This window comes from Sorangium sp. So ce327 (assembly GCF_051530205.1).
Lineage (GTDB): Bacteria > Myxococcota_A > Polyangia > Polyangiales > Polyangiaceae > Sorangium > Sorangium cellulosum_B.
This window is the reverse complement of sequence record NZ_CP150330.1, coordinates 3,742,105-3,760,699: the sequence shown is the minus strand read 5'-3', so window position 1 is coordinate 3,760,699 and position 18,595 is coordinate 3,742,105. Positions and strand designations below refer to the sequence as shown.

Here is an 18,595-nt window from a genome sequence, read left to right as displayed (position 1 = left end):
ATGCCGACCACCTCGCTCCGCGACCTCCTCCAGCCCGCGAACGGCCAGATGACGGCCGTCGAGGCGCCCCGGCCGAGGCGCGCGCGCGCCGTGTGGATCGGCCGGCGCCGCTACGCCCCGATCCACGATCTGCAGAAGCAGCTCGTCGAGGCGCGCGCGCAGGGGCGGATCGGCGACACGATCCTGCTCCTGGAGCACGATCCCGTGATCACGCTCGGCCCGCGAGCGAACCCCGAGAACGTGCTCCTCGACGCCCGCGCGCTGGACGAGCGCGACATCGACCTCGTCGCGACGGGGCGCGGGGGCGACGTCACCTACCACGGCCCCGGCCAGCTCGTGTGTTACCCGCTGCTCGATCTCAGGCCGGACCGCTGCGACGTGCGCAGGTACGTGCGCTCGCTCGCGGAGGTGATGATCCTGCTCGCGCGCGAGCACCACGTCGAGGGCGGCGTGGTCGACGGCATGATCGGCGTCTGGGTCGATCGCGCCGCCCCGGAGGCGTGGGGCGGCGCCGAGTGGGCGCGCGAGATCGCGAAGCTCGGCGCGATCGGCGTGCGCCTGTCGCGATGGCTCACGATGCACGGCTTCGCGTTCAACATCGCGGTGGACCTCAAGGCGTTCGAGCTGATCGTGCCCTGCGGCATCCGAGACCACGGCGTGACGTCGCTCCACCAGCTCACCGGGCGGAAGCTCACCGTCGCCGAGGTCGCCCTCGCCAGCGCGCCGCAGCTCGCCCGCGGGCTCGAGCTCGACGTCGCCTGCGTCGAGGATCTGTCGGCGGTCTCGGATCTCGCGGGCGCGCTCCTGGCCCCGGACGCCGGCGCCGCCGAGGGCCGGAGCGCGCCCTAGCCGCGCGCGCCGGCCTCCGGGGCGAGGAGCGCGCCGACGTCGCACGTCGCGCGCTCCGCGGGTGACGCCGGCTCCCGGGACGTGGGACACGCTGCGTCGCGGAGGCAGTGTCGCTCGGCCGTGCCGTGGGCTAAAAGCCGTCCCGTGTGCGCGCAGCCCACCCCACGGCCTCGTGAGCGCGACGGGAGCTCCCCGCTCCACCGCGACGCCTCGCCCGCGCGGCCGCCCTGGCGGCGGCCCCTCGCCCTGGCGCTCGCGGCGGCCGTGGCCTTGTCCGCGCTCGCTCTCCTTGGCCCTGTCGCGGCGGTCCTCGTGGGCACGCGCACCGCCGCCGCGTGCCTCGCCTCGATCGAGGCGCCGCGCGGCCCGGCGCTGCCCGACTGCAGGCCCGAGATCCGCTGGTTCGCGCTGCCCTCGCGGCTGCCCTGGACCTACAGGACGGCGAGCGCGCTGGCCGAGGAGCTCGGCGTGCGCGCAGCGGTCGCCGACTACACCGACGCCGCGGTCGGCCGGCCGGATGGCGCGGCGCTCGCCGGCGCGACCGAGGCGGTGGTGATGGCCCAGGCAACGGTCGCCGCCGGGACCGGGCGCGTCACGTTCGATGAGCTCGGGCCCGCCTGCGGCGTGCCGAGCCTCGGCCGCGAGGCGGCGAGGCTCGGCGATCGCCGCACGCTCCTCTCGCAGCCGGACCGCTGGACCGACTGGCACGTGCGCGTGCACACCCTCCGCGCGGCGCTCACCGAGGGCGACCTGCAGCGCGCGCTCGCGATCGCCAAGGGGTACGCGGCGATGGAGCCCCGCGACGAGGATCTGCGCACGACCACCGGCGCGATCCTCTGCCTCGGCGCGAGCGCCGAGGCGAAGCGCGGCATCGAGCTCCTGACGCTCACCCAGGACGACCGGGCATCGAGGCGCTACGCCGGCATGGCGCGCAACTGGGGCGAGGTCCGCGCCGTCCTCGTCGCCTGCGCCGCCCGGGTCGGCGTGGAGCCTCCGCCGATGCCAGGAGCCCCCGAGGCCGGCGTGGCCGACGCCGTGGAGGTGCGGCTCGCGCAGCGCGCCCGCCTCGCCGCCGCCCGGAAGGACGCCGCCGAGGCGACGCAGCGCGCGACGCGCGCGATCCGCGACCTGCTCGGCACCTCGGCCGCGCTCGATCCAGAGGCCCGCGGCGATCTGCTCGCCGTCGTGCTGGCGGAGGACGAGGCGCTCGACGCAGCCGAAGCCGCCGCGCTCGCGCGGCTGGACGACGATGGGGACGAGCCCGCGGCCGGAGAGGCAGGCCTCGACGGCGCCCCGGCGCGCTCGGGGCCCCGCGCGCCGACGGGGCTGCCTGCGAGCTCGCTGCGCGCGCTCGACTGGCTCCCGGAGCGCGGGCTCGCGAGGCCCGCGATCGCCGGGTCGTTGCGCGCGCGCGCCGCCGCGCGCGCCGCCGAGCTGGCCGCCGCCCCCCAGCTCTCGCCGTCCCAGGCCGACGCGCTGCGCGCCGCCGCGGGCGCGCTCGCGCTGCGCGCCGCCCGCGAGCTCGCGCTCGAAGGCGACGCGCCCCGGGCGGTCGACGCGCTGGATCGCCTTGGCCCGCTCGCCCCGGAGCTCGCGCCGGAGGCGGCCCGCGCGCTCGCGCGATCGAGCGCGTGGGCCCTCGTCGGCGAGCGCGATCGCGCGCTCGATCTCGTCGAGCGCGTCGACCTCGCCGCCGCGCCGCCCGCGCTCCGCGCGGCCGTGCTCCTGCAGCGCGCCGAGCTCCTCGCCTCGCGCGGGCGCCGGCGCGACGCCGCGCGCGCGGCCGTGCTCGCCGACGAGGAGGCCGCCGCCGCGCGCGCGGTGGACCCCGCCGGCGAGGCGATGCCTTCCCGCGCGGAGCTCGCCGAGCTCGACGCGCGATCGCGGTGGACCCGGCTCTCCCTCGCGCTCCCTCCGGGCGACTCGCCGCTCCGCCAGGGCAGCCCGCCCGCCCAGCTGCCCGCGGACCACGCCGCCGCCTGGCCGTGGGTCGGCTTCGCGAGCCTCGACGCGCCCTGGGCGCGCGACGGCCAGCCGGCGCTCTCGCGCGCGCTCGCCACCTGGAGCGCCGCGCGCGACGCGCCGCCGCCCGCGCGCCGCGCGCTCCGCTACGCCGCCCTCCGCCGGCGCGGCGACGCGCCGCCCGCGCTCGTCCCGTACGCCGCGCTGTCGGCCCAGCTGCTCGGCGACGGCGAGGGCGATCCCGAGGTGTGGCTCGACGCCTTCCTCGCGCTCGACGCCTCGCGCTTCTCGCTCCGGCGCTACGCCTTCGCCCGCGCCGAGGCGGCGCGATGGCGTGGGGATGAAGGCAGCGCGGCCGCATGGCAACGCCGGTACGACGCCCTGCGCGCCGTGGCCTCCGACCCGGACCGCGCCGAGATCGCGCGCTACCTCGGAATCTGACGCTGATCGACGCTGCCCCGCGCGGCGTGCCCGCGAAAAACCTGGAGATCCCGCGGCCGCACACCTGGCGGCGGAGGGGCTTCATTCCTACGCTACAGCCTGGCTCGCGAAGATCTGCTCGCGGGGGAGTCCTCATGTGTCCTCATTGCGGAAAGAACGCGCCCGTCATCCACCGCGGGCTCGCCGCGTACTGCACCGCGTGCGGTCGAGAGCGCCTGCCGTTCGCGGGCAAATCGGTCAGCCTGGCGGGGCAGCCGTCCAGGGTCGGCGGCGCGGTCGCCGGCGTGCTCGGCTGGCTGGTCCTCGTCGGCGGGCTCGCGCTGGCGCTCCTCCTCGGGCTGGGCGCGGCCGCGCTGTTCCCGGGGTCGATCGCCGGCCTCGCGATCGGCCTGCCGATCGGCTTCGTCGCCCTCGCCTTCGGCCTGCTCCTCCTGCTGGGCGGACGGAAGCTCTCCCGCTCCGGGGCGAAGGCCTCGCGCGACGCCCAGGTTCAGGCGATCTTCTCGCTCGCGTCGCACCGCCGCCGCCCGCTCACGGCGCAGGAGGTCGGCGTCGCGCTCGACCTGCCGGCCCCGGAGGCGGACGCCCTGCTCACGGAGCTCGCCAAGGAGCGCCCCGGCGACGTGGGCGTCGAGATCGGCGAGCGCGGCGAGATCCTCTACACCTTCCCCGGGATCCCGGGGGCGGCCGCCGTCCGCTTTCCCCAGCCGTCGCTCCGCATCGATCCGGGCGAGGGCGCGGCCGATCCCGCGGCGCGCATCTACGCCGACGATCTCGAGGACGAGGACGCGGGGGCGTCGCGGGCCCCCCGTCGCCGCGAGCAGCTCCGCTGAACATGTCCTGCGGCGCGCGTGCTAGCCTCGCGCCGCGCGCCCTCATCGAGCGCCCGGCGCGCGCCGTCGCCCTCGATCCATGGTTCGTCGCGGGGGCGCTCCGGGCTGCTCGCCGCAACCGACCATGAGATGCTCCCCTGTCGCCCTGCTGACCTCCGCCGCGCTCGCGCTCCTCGCGCTCCTGGCCCCCTCGCGGGCCGACGCCTTTGAACGGCAATGGCATGCCGGCGCCGGCGTCGGGTACGCGCTCCTCGCGGACGGCGGGACGTACCCGGGGATCGGCGGCAGCCTGCACCTCGCCTACGGGCTCACGGACGCCTTCAACGCGGTCGCCGAGGTCAACACCGCGTCCCACCCGGGGGGCGATCTCATGCTCCTCGGCGCATCCGCCGGCGCCACGTACGTCATCGATATTCTGCAGTGGGTCCCCTACGTCGGCCTCATGACCGGCGCATACGACAGTGTGCGCCTCGCGCCCTGCGGCTCGTCTGGCCAGCCGGGCTGCCACCGGGGGCAGTTCGGGGTCTCCATCCCGTTCGGCATCGACTACGCGTTCAATCGCGAGTTCGCCGCCGGCTTCGCCGGCAAGTACACGCTGCTCCTCCCTGGCGCGGGCGACGGTCCGGGGAGCTATTTCACGGCGTTCGCCCGCGCGGAGTTCCTCTGGGGATACTAGAGCGGGGTGCAGGCTCGTAGGATACGGGCTCAGCCGCGAGGCAGGCGAGCGAGGCGCACGAAAGTACGCCGCAGCGAGCCGAACGACGCGGATGATCCCGTGGCGCACGACGATGCGCCCCGCTCTGGGCCGTGTGCGCCCGGAGAGAGGAGGAGCGGACCGTGGAACAGCTCTGGCAGCGCATTTCCGAGGGCCGGCACACGGCCTTGCTGAACATCGTCCCCGGGGATCCGCCGGCGCGGCTCGGGCTGCGGATCGTGCGCGTGCGCTGCGACGTCCCCGAGATGACGCTCGGGCCGCTGCGCGACGCGCGGATCCAGATCGAGCGCCTCGCCGGCGGGGCGCAGCCGACGCTCGATCTGGCGCGCAGCCGCGCCGCCTCGGGGCTCCGGCGCCGCCTCCTCGGCGACGTGCACGAGCTGATGGTGGACGCCGAGTTCATCGAGACCGCCAACCGCCTCGCGCAGCAGGCGGATCGCACGTGGGCCATCGTGTTCGACGCGGTCGAGCACGCCGATCCTGCCACGCTCGACGTGCTGCGCCGGGTGGTTTCCCGGCCCGACGCGCTCCGCGTCGCGCTGGTCCTCTCCTTCCGGCTGCACGCGCCGACCGGCCCCGCAGGCGGCCTGGTCGACGCGATGCGCGCCGCCTGCGGAGCCGACGCGCTCCTCCGGCCGGCCGACGGCGCGATCACGCTGACGAGCGCGACCACGCCCCCCCCGCCGCCGCCGCAGGTCGCGGTGCGCGAGCTGCCCGGCGAGGTGCTCCGGGTGCTCCGGGCCGGCGCGATCGTCGGCTCGGGGTTCGAGAGCGAGCTCGTCGCCGCGCTCCTCCGCGTCGACGCGCTCGACGTGCTCGAGGCGCTGCAGCGCGCCGCGGACGCGGGTGTTCCGGTCGAGGATCGCGGCGACGGGCGCTTCCATCTTCCGCAGGAGACCGTCGAGGCGCTGCGCGGCTCGATCCTCCCGTCGCTCGCCCGCGTGTGGCACCGGCGGCTCGCGACGCTGCTCATCGAGGAGCGGACCGAGCCGGACGCCCCGGCCGCGCGCGAGCCGCGCGCCGCGTCGGGCGTCGTCGCGGCCGATCACCAGGCGACCCATGCCGCGGCGGCGCCAGCTTATGCCGCGGCGGCGCCAGCCCATGCCGCGGCGGCACCGGCCCATGCCGCGGCGGCAGCTCATGCCGCCGCGCCGCCGACGCAGAGCGCGGCCATCCTCACGTCGACCGTCGAGCGGCACGTCATCGCCGGAGCGAACCTCGGCGTGCCTCGCGGCGACGACCCGACCACGAGGGCCGCCGCCGCGCAGGCGAAGGCCGGGGCGCCGCCGCTCTCGACCGCGCCGCCGTCCGCGTCGTTGCCCGCCATGGCGACGCCGCGCACGATGGCCGCCGCGCCCCCGCCGGCGGCGACGGCGTCACCAGCGGCCGCGTCGCCCGGCGCGCCCGTCGCAGGCGGGCCGACCCCCGGAGCCGGCGGCGCGTCGAACGTGGACGAGTGGGAGAAGACCGCCGACCCCACGCTCTCGGTGGCGCGCGGCGGGGTGCCGCGGGCGGCCGAGACGCTGAGGCCGCCGCCGGCCGTGGCCCCTGCAGGCGGCGCGTCCATGAGCAACACGCGCCGCGCGCCGCCGCGCGTCACCCAGGACAGGCCCGCGCCGATGGCCCCCGCAGGGCCCGGCAATCCCGCGTGGTCCTACGCCGATCTGTTCCATCGCAGCCCCGAGAGCCGCCGCGTCTCGGAGCCGCCCGAATCCCTCATGTTCGACGCCCCGCCCGACTCGCTCGACGCGCCCATCCCGGGGCCGATGAGGGTGCCCCGCGATCTCGCGTCCCTCGGCGGCGCCTTCCCGGACGAGCCGAGCCGCTCGGCCCGCGGGGCCTCGCTGCGCGTCCCTGCCGCGCTGTCCGAGCGATCGTCTTCCGGCTCCCGCCACGCCTTCTCCTGGCCGGCGGCGGCCGACTCCGTCGCCGGGCGCACCGCGGCCGAGTCCCTGCGCGCCGCGGCGCCGCTCGGCGTGTCCATGTACCCGGCGCCCGCGGCGCCCGATCGCGCCGAGGCAGCGGGCGCGGCGGCGCACGGCGCTGGGCGCCACCTCCACGACGTGCGCGCGGCGGCGCACCTGACCGAGGCGGGCGAGCACGAGGAAGCGGCGCAGCGCTACTGCGCGGCCGCGGTCGAGGCGGCGGCCATGGGCGCGTACGCCCAGGCCCTGAGCTACGGGCGGAAGGCGCTCTCGCTGCTCGACGGCATGCCGGCCACGCCCGCGCGCCGCCGGCTCCGCATCGGCGCGCTCGCGGGCATCGCCCGGGTGCAATGGCACGCGGCCGGCCCGGACCCCGCCAGCACGCTCGCGGGTGCGCTCGAGGTGCTCGACGCCGCGCGCGCGCTCCTCGCGCAGGGCGACCCGCCGGAGCTGCACGCCGAGGTCGCCACCCTCATCGCCGGCGTCTGTTACGACATGGGCGACGCGCGCTCGCTGGAGCGCGCGCAGGAGGAGCTCGCGACCGCGAGCCGCCTGCTGCTCGACGCCGGGGACGCGCTCGGCGCGGCCCGGCTGCTCAACGATCAGGCGGCGGTCCACGTGCGCATGGGCGATCCCGTCCGCGCGACGCACCTCCTGATCGAGTCGCGCCGGACCTTCGAGGAGCGGGCCCGGGTCGATCCGTCGGCGCGCGTCGAGCTCGCCGAGACCGATCACCTCTTCGCGCGGATCCCGCTCCACGTCCCCGCCCGCCCCGGGCGCGAGTCCGACGCGCTGTCGATGGGCCTCGACCACGCGCTCGCCGCGGAGCGCGCCTACAAGCAGCTCGGCGACACCCGGGAGCTCGCCCGGGTGTGGGAGACGATCGGCCGGCTGGAGCTCCGCAACGGCCGCCTCGACCGCGCGACGCAGCGCCTGACCGCGGCGATCGAGGCCGAGGAGGCGCTCGGCGACCTGCTCGGCCTGGCCCGCTCGACGGCCGCGCTCGCGGAGGTGCTCTCGGCGAAGGGGTTGCACCGGGAGGCGCTGGCGGTGCTGGCCGAGTCGATGGTGATGAACCTCGAGAAGGGCTCGCCGCTCGGGCTCGCGTACAACCGCCGCGCCCTGAACGCGCTCGTCCCGAACATCTCGCTCCAGGGCGAGGAAGCCGAGGAGCTGCGGAAGCTCGCGGCGCAGCTGGCGGCGGCGGAAGCGGCCCTCGGCCGCGCGAAGCTCCCGGGCGAGCCGGACTGAGGCGGGCCCGCGCCGCGCGGCCTTTGACCTTGCCGGCGTGCGTCCGCTCCGGCGAAATGCGCCGCATGTCGTCCTCCTCGACGCGGCGCCGGCGCCATGGCGCCGCGCGGCGCTCCTTGCTCGGCTTGCTCGGCTCCCTCGTCCTCTCGGCGGCGTGCGCGCCGGCCCGGCCGGCGCCTCCGGCTGCGCCTCGGCCTGTCACGTCCGCGCCTCCGGCGCCGCCTTCACCCGCCGGACCGCCGCGGCCTGCGCCCGCGCCGGAGCGGCCCGGGTACGCGGGGCACGGCGCGGCGAGCGTCTCTCCGGAGATCCTGGCGCGCTACGCGCCGCCGCCGCTCCCGGACGACGTCTCGCGCCGGATCCAGGCCATGCTCGACGTGCGCGCTCCTTCCGGAGGCGTCCTCGGGCCGGATGGCAAGGCGCTCTACTTCACCTGGACGATCACGGGGACGAGGCAGGTCTTCCGGCTCGACGGGCCGCAGCGCTTCCCGCTGCAGCTGACGGGCGGCGAGGATCCGACGGTTGTTGCGGACGTCACGCCGGACGGCGCGCGCCTCGTCCTCTCGCGCGACCGCAAGGGCGAGGAGAACCCCGGGCTCTACCTACAGGACGCGAAGGGCGGCCCGCTCGTCGCCATCCAGCACATGCCCGGCGTGCAGACGCAGCTCCAGTTCATCTCAGACGACGGGCGGCACGTTTACTATCGGGCCAACGACGTCAAGAAGGACGCGTACGTCATCTACAGGTACGACATCGCGTCGAGGCAGCGAGAGGTCGTGTTCGATCGCGAGGGCATCTGGCGCGCCGTGGACGCCACGGGCGACGGTCGCCTGCTGCTCGCGAAGGACGTGGGCTCCAACATGAGCGAGCTCTTCGAGTGGGCGCCTCTCGCGAAGGCCGCTCCGGGCGCCGACGCGCTGACTCCCCTCTTCGGGCAGGGCGAGCGCGAGGACTACAGGGCCCTTTACGGCGCGGCCCCCGGCGAGGTCCTCGTGCTCACGCCGCGCCTCGGGGAATATCGCCGGCTCTACAGCTGGAAGGCGGGGAAGCTCACGCCGATCTCGCCGGAGATCCCGTTCGACGTCAGCGCGTTCTCCGTCGATCGGGCGAAGAAGAGGATCCTCTACACGGTGAACGAGCGGGGCTACACGCGGCTCCGCGCGCTCGACGCGAGATCGCACCGCGAGATCAAGCTGCCCGCGCTCCCGGCGGCGGATCACGTGACCCCGGTCTCGACGACGCGGGACGGCCGGTTCACGACGCTGCTCCTGGAGACGTCGACGTCGCCGGCGACGGCGCATGTCCTCGACTGGACGACTGGCAAGCTTTCGCAGTGGCACGCTCCGAGCATGCCCGAGGTGGCGCCGGGCGCGTTCTCTGCGGCCACGCTGGAGTCCTATCCGGCGCGCGACGGCGCGCAGATCCCGATGTTCGTGCGCCGCCCTGCGCGGTGCGAGCGGCCTTGTCCTGTGATCGTCCATTTCCACGGCGGCCCGGAGGTCCAGACCAGGGCTGGGTTCAGCGCGCGGGCGCAGATCTTCGTGGACGCCGGGTTCGTGTTCGTCGAGCCGAACGTCCGCGGGAGCGACGGTTACGGCAAGACATGGCTGCACGCCGACGACGGCGCGAAGCGGCTCGACGTCATCACGGACATCGAGGACGCCGCGAAGTTCGTCAAGGCGAGCTTCGGCCACGAGGGCCGGCCGCCGAAGGTCGGCATCTTCGGCGGCAGCTATGGCGGCTATTCTTCGCTGATCGGCATGACCATGTTCGCCGGCGCGTACGACGCGGGCGCCGCCGTCGTCGGGATGAGCAACCTCGTGACGTTCCTCCAGAACACGGCGCCTTACCGGCGCATCCTCCGGATCTCCGAGTACGGTGATCCCGAGAAGGATCGGGACGCGTTGCTCAAGCTCTCGCCGATCACCTACCTCGATCGGGTGAAGGCGCCTCTGCTGATCGTGCAGGGCGTGTCGGATCCGCGGGTCCCTGCGGGCGAGTCGGTGCAGATCCAGCAGGCGCTGGAGGCAAGGAAGATCCCGTCCGAGCTCATCCTGTTCGCCGACGAGGGGCACGGCGCGCAGAAGCGGGACAACCAGGTGCTCCAGTATGGGCACCTCGTGCGTTTCTTCCGGGCGCACCTCGGGGGCGGGTAGAAACGAGCGTGTTCCGGGCCGCCCGGCCCGAGGCCACGTGTCGGCGCGGGTCGAGCTCCGGCGTGAGCAGCGGAATCGTCACGCGTGCGCGGGCGCGCTGGCCGGCGGGCGTCGCGCGGCGGCGGCCACCGCGGCGGCGCGGGGAGCGCGCGGGAGATCGCCGAAGATCTCCGGCATCAACGACGTCTTGCCGTGGAGCCGGAGCACACACTCCACGAGGAGCTTCGCCGCGCGATAGGTGTTGATCCACTCGTCGCGGGCGGCCTTCATCTCCGGGGTCACGGTGCGGCGCGCGAGCCGGGTCTTGCGCACGCTCCTGATGAGCGGCTCGATGGCGTCCCGGGAGCGCTCGAGGTCGTCCGTCCACGCCTCGCGCTCGGGCAGCTGCCCCTCGTGCTGCTCGAGCACCTCGATCGCGTGCGTCAGCGCGGCGGCGAGCGCCGCGGGGCGGCGGCGCAGCACGGTGGCGAGCGACTGGCCCTGGAGGAGCTCGCGGGCCAGCGCGACCCCGTTGGGCCGCGAGGCGGCGCGCTCCACGAGGCGGCGCAGCAGGCCGCGGCCCGCCGCGACCGGATCGGCCCGGACGCCCCTCGGGCCGCGGGACGCGCTGGGAGGCACGGGAGCGGCCGTCGCGTCCAGCTTCGCCTTGCGCAGGGCCTCGGTCGCGGCGTCCAGGCGCGCCGTGACGGTGCGCAGCGCCTTCCCGAACCCCGCGTCGACCGGCAGGACGAGCTTCTGGATCTGCGACGCGGTGAAGCGGCCGTACGTCTCGATATCACGCTGGTAGATGTGGGGATCGGGCATGGAAGCGACTCCACCGCGCGCGGGCGCGTTCAGGGCGGGCGCCATCATACCTGTCGCCGGCGTTGACGAAACCACCTGCGCGCAGCGACGGACGCGCCCTCGCCCGCCGCCGCGTCGATTTCACCCGCGGCCGCGTCGCTCTCGCTCGTGCCGGAGGGGGTACGGCACTTCAAGCTCCGCCAGGCAGGCCCGCGACCGCTGCTCACGGGCAGCAGGTGAAGAGCGCGCTCGTGTCGTGCGCCTCGGGGCAGATCGCGGTGCCGGAGTTGTACCAGATGCGGAAGATCCGCTGCCCGGCGTCTGCGCACATGGCGCTGGCCTCTTCACCGAGCGTCGACTGCGCCTGGCACACGTCCCCGTGGTCGATCTTGGTCGTCCAGCACAGGCGCGACGGAAGCGGCTCCGCCGCCGGACAGCACGCATAGACGGCCCCTGTCGTCTCGCTGGGTCCGCACCCAGGGACACCCCGGTCGTACGTGAATTCGGTGAGATCCGCTCCCTGGTTGCTGCACGTGATGTAGGCCTGATCCTTCAGATCGCCGCTCTCATCACAGGTGAGGCCGTCGCCGAGCCGGCCGCGCCAGCACTCGGTCGGCTCGCCGTCGACGCACGTGTGCTCGACGCCGCGGTAGCCGCCGTCTCTGCAGCGATCGAGCAGCTTGACGTCGCCGACGAGGAGGCCCTGCACGTCGCACATCGCCTCGACCTCGCTCGTCAAATCCTCCGCCGTCCGGCAGACCGCCTCTTCCTGCGGACCCGTCGGCTTCTCGCGGGGCGCCCCGGTCGCCGCGCCGTCCGCCTCCTCGGCGCTGCTCTCGGCGCTTCGCTCGCCCTTTTGCCCAGCCACCTCCACCGGAGCGCTGGCGCCGCCGGAGCCTCGGCTCCACGCGGGGAGCGGTCCGCGCGACGCGTGGAGCGGCGCCCGTTCCAGGGCGTCGACCCACCCCGGGCTCGACGGGAGCACGGCGGCCGGCGGCTGGGCGCGCGCGCGCGACGGCGGGGCTAGGGTGCGGCCTTCGGGGAGCTCGCTGCTTCGCTGGCCTTCGGGCGCGTCGCGCGCCTCCGGCGGCGCTGCCGAGCTGTGCGGTGCAGGGGGCGAGGTCTTCGGCGGCGGAGCGAGCCGGCGAGGCGGCTCCCGGAGGAGCGGGGCGTAGATCCTGGGCGGCGCCGGCGGGTGGCCCTCGGTTGGCGTGCGCTCCGGGATCCCGCCGTCCTCGCGGGAGCGATCGCCGACGAGCCCGATCGCGGGCTCGACGGCCGGGATGCGAGCGGAGACCTCGGGGGTCGCGGGGCGCTGGAGGGCGGCGCCGAAGCCGACCGCGGCCGTTCCGGCGGCGAGGGCCAGCGCGAGCGGGCGCCCCACGCGCCGGGCGAGGGACGGGCGTTCCCCGCGCAGCTGCGCGCCGAGGCGCGCCGCGAGCCGGGGCGAGGGCGTCGCCGCCGCGAGCCGCGCGTCGACCTCGTGCAGCAGCGCGAGCAGGTCGCGGTCTCGCGTCATGGCCCCACCTCCCACCCGGCCTCGCGGAGCCGCGCGACGGCCCTTTGAATCAGCTTGCACACGTACCCTTTGGAGTGGCCAAGGACGCTCCCGATCTCCTCCTGCTCCTTGCCGTCGAGATAGAACATCGAGAACGCCACCTGCTCCTTGGGAGGCAGCGTGCCCAGCGCCTTGAACGCCCGGCGCAGATCGTCGCGCGCGATGGCCACCTCCTCCAGCATCGGGCGCGGATCGGCCTCGTCCTGCCCGAACAGCCAGCGGATGGGCGCGAGGTCGAGGAACCGGTCGCGGCGCAGGCGGTTCAGGCAGCGATTCGAGGTCGCCCGGTACAGCCATCCTTCGAGGTTGTCTCGATCGGTCAGCGTCGCGAGCGCCTTCATGAGGTCGAGAAACACGTCCTGCGTCACATCCTCGGCCCAGGCCACGTTGCCGCGGCCGTAACGGAGGGCGAGGCGGTACACCAGGGGATGGTGGCGCCGGTACAGCGCCTCGGCGTCCAGCGCCGCTGCGCCCGAGGCCCGCACCCTGGCCGCCGGGAGATCCTGGGACGCCATGGGGGCGATCTGCTCGGGCGGGTCGTACCGCTCGCCGTCCGCGGGACGGGGGAGCAGCTCCTCGGCCCCGGCCTGCGGGCCGAGCCGGGATCGGGCGGCGAGGTTCACGGGAGCCTCGGCGCGAGGGACCCGTCCGCCGCGATGCACCATGAGCCGAGCACGAGCGCCGTCATCTCGCACTCTACACAACCGAGATCGCCGCCGGTTTCCTCTCGGCGCGCCGGCGGTGACGAGCGCGCAGGCCCGGCTCTGGGCGCTGCTTCAAAATTCTACCGAGCCCTGGATCGTGCCCCTCTCACATCCACGGTGATGCGCGCGCGCCACGGTCGCGACGTTCCGGATCCCCACGCTGCACTTGGGCGACGCGGCGCTGGTCCTGGAGCTCCTGCCCGACGCAGCCGAGGCCCCTTCCGCACCCGCTCCCATCCCCACGTCGTGATGCTGGTTGCGCCCTCTGCATCACGCCCCCGCGAGCTCGCCCAAGAAATGGACGCCGTGGAGCTACGGCGCAGCGAGCAGAAACTCCCAGATCGTTCTCTGTGCGTCCTCAGGAAGCGTGTGGCCGAGCTCATGCTGCCACCACCACGTCGGCTTGGAGCAGCCTTCGTAGGCGACGCACGAGCCCGAGCCTGCGGGCGAAGTGCCGGAGCCGCATTGGTTCAAGGCCACGAACCTGTCCCGGGTCTGGATGCCGGAGTCGAGCGGCTCGGCAGGGTCCGCCGCGCCGTGGACGATGAGAGCGCTCACCGGTCCGGCGCACGTACCTTCGGGCGGCCCGCCCGCGCCGGAGACCAGCGCGCGCACCTGATCGCCCAGCGCGCAGCCCGCCTGGGCCGACATCCAGCCACCCCAGCTGAAGCCCACCAGGAAGACGCGCGAACGATCGATACAGTGCGACGCCGCGGCCTCGTCGATGAGCGCCTTGGTGAACGCAACGTCGGGGGACGTGGTGCTGCGATTGTCCCATCCCACGGCATCACCGTACCAATCCTGCGGCACGCCATCGGGGAACATCAGGACGGCTTGTCCCCCCGTGGTGTCGCGGAGGGCGAAGGTGGACACGTCTCCCTGACCCGTGCCGCTGTGCCCGTGAAAGCTGATGACGAGCGGCGCGGGCGTCGTCGTCGTCGTCGCGGGAACGAGATAGTAGCGGCGAGTCGTGCCGCCCACCTCGATTGACCTGTAACCTTCGGTTGCCTGGCCCGGCGTCGCGCACCCGTCGCTCGGGTCACCGCCGCCAGCGCCCGTCATCGGGCCGCTGCCGCCGCTGCCGCCCGAGCTCGTCGAGCCGCCGCTCGACGTCCCTTGGCCGCCCGAGCTGCCGTTGCTACCGCCGCTGCCCTGGCTGCCGGAGCCGCCCGCCGCCCCCGAAGTCCCTCCGGAGGTCGAGCCCCCGCCGCCAGCCTCGCCGTCACTGGCGCTCGCGCCGCCGCTTCCGCTGCACGCGGCCACGCAACCGCCGATGAGGGCAGCCAGCGCGATCGACGAAACGACGCCATCACCAAGCTGGTACTTCAAGAGCCACCTCGCCCCTTCCACACGCTGGACATGCCCCGCATCACCCGCAGGCCGTGGAGTGTACCACCGTCCATTCGATGGGGACCCTGACGTGCGAGGCGGCCCGAGATCGGCGCCCTGGGTCAGCTCCGTCGAGCCGAGGCCCTCAATCGCAGGCCAAGTTCGCGCAAGGGTCGCAAACAGCGGGCATGCCGTGGCCGTCGACCACGATATTCCTCGCGCAGAGCGCGTCCAGCATGCCGAACGCGCTTTCACCGGGGTTCCCCGCGAGAGAGACCTGCGCGCAGTGGTTGAATACGACCTCGTTCAGCGGAGACGCGTCCTCGATCAGGTTGTCTGACAGATCCAGCGTGGCGATGAGCGGTACGCCCAGGAGGGGCGTGAGGTCGGTGATGGAGTCGGAGCGCGCCTCGATCCGCTCGAGGCCCGCGAGCCCCGTGACCCAGCTCAGATCCGCGCCGCTCGCGCCGACGCCCCCTGCTGGCGGGCCGACCTACGGCGACCGCACCGATCTATCGGTTCATCTAGTATTTTATCCCATGGGATAGATACCAGACCGGCGAGAGACGTCAGCGGCCCTCGCTCTCGCCCGTTCCCCCGGGGTTTCTGCGGTCGGCACCGGCCGAGACCACCTTGGCATCCGCCCTGCAATACCCCCCAGCGTCCACGCCAGAGTAGCTCAGCGGTTAGAGCGCGAAAACAACTCCGGACGGTGTTCTCCGGCGCGATGAGCGCCGGCAGTGAGCTCCGGGGTTACTTCCCTTCTCAGGACGAGGTCGCGGGTTCGAGTCCCGCCTCTGGCACCAGGGTGCAGCGCGGCAGTGAGCGTCACGGTTCCTTCGTTTTGACACGACCAACCCCGTGACCACCATCCTCCGCGCTGCGCCCGTTTTCTACGAGCGGGGCGCAGCTCGAATCTGCGCCCAGCTCTCGACCCCTCGCCGCGCGTGCGTCGAGGATGGAGGTGTCATCATGGCGTTCTTTCAGCATCTCAAGCGTCAGGACAAGCGCAGCGCCGACTCGCACCTGAACTGGATGGGCGGCCGCTCCTTCGATATCGCCGATCCGCTGAAGCGCCTCCGCCTCGCGGCCTCGTCGTGCTTCTTCGGCGAGCCGATGTACTACCACCGCGAGCCTGCGGATCCGCGCCCGGCGAAGGCCGTGAACGCGGCGAAGGCGAAGGCGTCGACGAAGGCCGCGAAGAAGGCGGCCGCCCGCGCGCGCCTCTCCGACGCCGAGGTGCGGCGCCTGCGCGAGACGCTCGGCGCCGTGGACCCGGCCGAGTGGCGCAAGCTCTCGCCGGCGGCGCTGATCGAGAAGGCCATCGACGAGGCGCTCGCGGCCGATCCGGAGGCGACGCTCGCCGAGGCGGCGCGGCTGCGCGAGGAGGAGCACATGCGCACGACGCCCCAGGTCATCCTGGTGCGCGCGGCGAACACCGCCTCCGTGCGCGGGACGGGCCTCGTGCGCAGCTACGCGCCGCGCATCCTGAAGCGCGCGGACGAGCCGGCGGTCGCCCTCGCGTACCAGCTCTACCGCTTCGGCAAGCCGGTGCCGAACGCGCTGAAGCGCGCGCTGCGCGACGCGCTCGAGCGCTTCGATGATCACGCCCTCGCGAAGTACCGGCTCGAGGGCAAGGGGAGCAAGACCGTGGACGTCATGAACCTCGTGCACCCGAAGAGCCCCAGCGTGGACCGCCTCGCGAAGGGCGCGCTCCGCGCGACGGGCCGCACCTGGGAGGCGATCGTCTCGGCGCGCGGCTCGAACCGGTGCGCGTGGCGCAAGGCGCTGCCGGTCATGGGCCACATGGCCCTGCTGCGCAACCTGCGCAACCTGATCGAGGCGGGCGTGCCGTTCGACCAGTTCCTGCCGAAGCTCGTCGAGACGGCCGCGGAGGGCAAGCAGCTGCCGTTCCGGTACTACAGCGCTTACCGCGCCGTGAAGGGCTGCGCGCCGGGCGCCGTGCTCGACGCGGTGGAGAAGTGCCTGAGCCGATCGCTCGGCCAGGTGCCGTACTTCCCCGGCCGCGTGATGGTGCTCTGCGACAACAGCGGCTCCGCGCAGGGCACGACCACGAGCAGCCTCGGGACGATGCAGATCTCCACGATCGCGAACCTCACGGGGGTCGTGGCCGGGATGCGCGCGAGCGACGGGCACCTCGGCGTGTTCGGCGACCGGCTGGAGACCTTCGCGGTGCGCAAGCAGGAGAGCGTGTTCTCGCAGCTCGAGAAGGCGGAGCACATCGCCCGCACGATCGGGACGGCGACCGAGAACGGCGTGTGGCTCTTCTGGGATCGCGCGATCCGCGAGCGGCAGCGCTGGGACTCGGTGTTCGTGATGAGCGACATGCAGGCCGGCCACGGCGGCCTGTACGGTACGCGGCCGAAGGACTACGCGGACTTCGCCTGGAACGGGCACTACATCGACGTGGCGAAGCTCGTGGCGACGTACCGCGCCCGGGTGAACCGCGACGTGCGCGTGTTCCTGGTCCAGGTCGCCGGGTACCAGGACACGCTCGTGCCCGAGTTCTACGACCGCACGTACATCCTCGGCGGCTGGGGCGAGGGGCTGCTGCGCTTCGCCGCGGCGATGGCGCAGCAGTAGCAGTCGGCGCGCCGGGCGCATCAGGGGCACATCGGATGGGCCGCGGCGCAATCCCCGCTCGGCGGAGCGATGTCCGCGCACTCGACGCCAGAATGCGACACGCCGCGAGCAGCCTCACCGACCGGGTCGGGGGCCGCTCACGGCGAGCGCATCACGACGGTAGAACGGGTTCGGTCAGGCCTTGCCGCCGAGCCCGAAGCCATCGTGCAGCGCACGGACGGCCAGCTCGGCGTACTTCGTCGAGACAAGACACGAGATCTTGATCTCGCTCGTGGAGATCGCCTGGATGTTGATCCCATCCGCCGCGAGCAGCTGGAACATCCGCGCCGCCACGCCCGCGTGCGTCCGCATCCCGAGTCCGACGATCGACACCTTCACGATGTCCTCCTCGTAACGGATGCTCATCGCGCGCACGGCGCTGGCGACCTTCTCCATCACGAGCTTCGCCCGCGGGAGATCCGCCTTGCCGACGGTGAACGTGACGTCGGCCTTCACCTCGCCGGACGTGCCGCGCGTCTCCAGGCCGTAGCTCGGCGCGTTCTGGATGATCATGTCGACGCTGATGTTCTCCTCGGCCAGCGCGCCGAAGATCTGCGCCACCACGCCCGGCTTGTCGTCGACGCCGACGAGCATGACCCGCGCCTCGTTCCGGTCGAGCGCCACGCCCGTCACCGTCACGCTCTCGAGAGACTGCTCCTCGCTGACGACCCACGTGCCCGGCACGTCCGAGAACGATGACCGCACATGCACCGGGACACCGTACTTCATCGCAACCTCCACGCTCCGTATCTGAAGGACCTTCGCTCCCAGCGAGGCGAGCTCCAGCATCTCTTCGTAGCTGATCCGCTCGATCTTCCGCGCCGTCTTGCAGATGTTCGGGTCCGTCGTGTAAACGCCGTCGACGTCCGTGTAGATCTCGCACTCGGCGCCCACCGCCGCCGCGATCGCCACGGCGCTCGTGTCGCTGCCGCCTCGCCCGAGCGTCGTGATGTTGCCCGCGTCGTCCACGCCCTGGAACCCGGCGACCACCGCGATCTTCCCCCCGGCGAGCGCCTCATGCAGCCGCTGGGCGTCGATCGCCTTGATCCGCGCCTTCGTATAGGCGCTGTCCGTCAGGATCTTCAGCTGGTGGCCAAGGAAGCTCCGCGCCTTGCCCCCCTGCGCCTGGATCGCAATCGCCATCAGCGCGGCCGAGACCTGCTCGCCGGTCGCCGCGAGCGCGTCCATCTCCCGCGCGTCGGGCACGGGCGCGATGTCCGACGCCAGCTTGAGCAGCCGGTTCGTCTCGCCGGACATCGCGCTGACGATGACCACGACGTCATGACCGGCCTGCTGTGTGGCGAGCGCCCGCGCGGCCGCCCGCTGGATGCGCTCGATGGACCCGACGGACGTGCCGCCGAACTTCTGGACGATGAGGCTCACGCGAGGTGTGGCCAACTAGTCCAACACAGACGCCCAGGTCAAGGACAAATTCGGCAGCCGCGC

The 18,595-nt window shown here is 73.8% G+C and carries 12 protein-coding genes and 1 tRNA gene; 8 read left to right on the top strand and 5 right to left on the bottom strand.

Annotated features, from left to right (window positions below):
• The 6 genes from lipB (at position 1) to WME95_RS14230 (ending at position 10,132) form a co-directional block, all read left to right on the top strand.
• Positions 1 to 849, top strand: a complete 849-nt coding sequence (gene lipB, locus WME95_RS14255; RefSeq protein ID WP_437908939.1) for a lipoyl(octanoyl) transferase LipB — start codon at positions 1 to 3, stop codon at positions 847 to 849.
• Positions 850 to 1,119: 270 nt separating this feature from the next.
• The gene (locus tag WME95_RS14250) at positions 1,120 to 3,252 is read left to right on the top strand and encodes a hypothetical protein (protein ID WP_437908938.1); all 2,133 of its coding nucleotides are present in this window, start codon (positions 1,120 to 1,122) and stop codon (positions 3,250 to 3,252) included.
• Positions 3,253 to 3,386: 134 nt separating this feature from the next.
• Positions 3,387 to 4,085, top strand: a complete 699-nt coding sequence (locus WME95_RS14245; RefSeq protein ID WP_437908937.1) for a hypothetical protein — start codon at positions 3,387 to 3,389, stop codon at positions 4,083 to 4,085.
• A 124-nt stretch (positions 4,086 to 4,209) separates the two neighbouring features.
• Positions 4,210 to 4,761, top strand: a complete 552-nt coding sequence (locus tag WME95_RS14240) for a hypothetical protein (protein WP_437745986.1) — start codon at positions 4,210 to 4,212, stop codon at positions 4,759 to 4,761.
• 161 nt (positions 4,762 to 4,922) lie between these two features.
• On the top strand, positions 4,923 to 7,976 hold the full coding sequence (locus tag WME95_RS14235) for a hypothetical protein (protein WP_437908936.1): 3,054 nt from the start codon (positions 4,923 to 4,925) through the stop codon (positions 7,974 to 7,976).
• A 65-nt stretch (positions 7,977 to 8,041) separates the two neighbouring features.
• A complete protein-coding gene (locus WME95_RS14230; protein ID WP_437908935.1) occupies positions 8,042 to 10,132 on the top strand; it encodes a S9 family peptidase in 2,091 nt (696 codons plus the stop codon).
• A 78-nt stretch (positions 10,133 to 10,210) separates the two neighbouring features.
• On the opposite strand, the gene WME95_RS14225 is transcribed toward WME95_RS14230, so the two are convergent.
• From WME95_RS14225 to WME95_RS14210, 4 genes are all read right to left on the bottom strand, one after another.
• Positions 10,211 to 10,936: a hypothetical protein gene (locus WME95_RS14225; RefSeq protein ID WP_437908934.1), complete on the bottom strand. Its 726-nt coding sequence runs from the start codon at positions 10,934 to 10,936 to the stop codon at positions 10,211 to 10,213.
• Positions 10,937 to 11,138: 202 nt separating this feature from the next.
• Entirely contained in the window at positions 11,139 to 12,434 is a 1,296-nt protein-coding gene (locus WME95_RS14220; protein ID WP_437908933.1) for a hypothetical protein, read from the bottom strand.
• Positions 12,431 to 13,096 carry an RNA polymerase sigma factor gene (locus WME95_RS14215; RefSeq protein WP_437908932.1) on the bottom strand — a complete coding sequence of 222 codons (666 nt, stop codon included), beginning with the start codon at positions 13,094 to 13,096 and terminating at the stop codon, positions 12,431 to 12,433. The genes WME95_RS14220 and WME95_RS14215 overlap by 4 nt, the downstream gene beginning before the upstream one ends.
• A 393-nt stretch (positions 13,097 to 13,489) precedes the next feature.
• Complete coding sequence (locus WME95_RS14210; protein WP_437908931.1) at positions 13,490 to 14,506, bottom strand: alpha/beta hydrolase family esterase; 1,017 nt, start codon at positions 14,504 to 14,506, stop codon at positions 13,490 to 13,492.
• A 668-nt stretch (positions 14,507 to 15,174) separates the two neighbouring features.
• Between WME95_RS14210 and WME95_RS14205 the strand changes: the two genes are divergently transcribed.
• Positions 15,175 to 15,312 (top strand) — tRNA-Arg (locus tag WME95_RS14205).
• Positions 15,313 to 15,478: 166 nt separating this feature from the next.
• Positions 15,479 to 17,110 (top strand): TROVE domain-containing protein, encoded by a 1,632-nt coding sequence (locus tag WME95_RS14200; RefSeq protein WP_437908930.1) that lies wholly within the window; start codon positions 15,479 to 15,481, stop codon positions 17,108 to 17,110.
• Positions 17,111 to 17,284: 174 nt separating this feature from the next.
• Here the strand turns inward: WME95_RS14200 and WME95_RS14195 are convergent, their stop codons facing one another.
• Complete coding sequence (locus WME95_RS14195; protein WP_437329235.1) at positions 17,285 to 18,532, bottom strand: aspartate kinase; 1,248 nt, start codon at positions 18,530 to 18,532, stop codon at positions 17,285 to 17,287.
• Between the last annotated feature and the right edge of the window lie 63 nt (positions 18,533 to 18,595).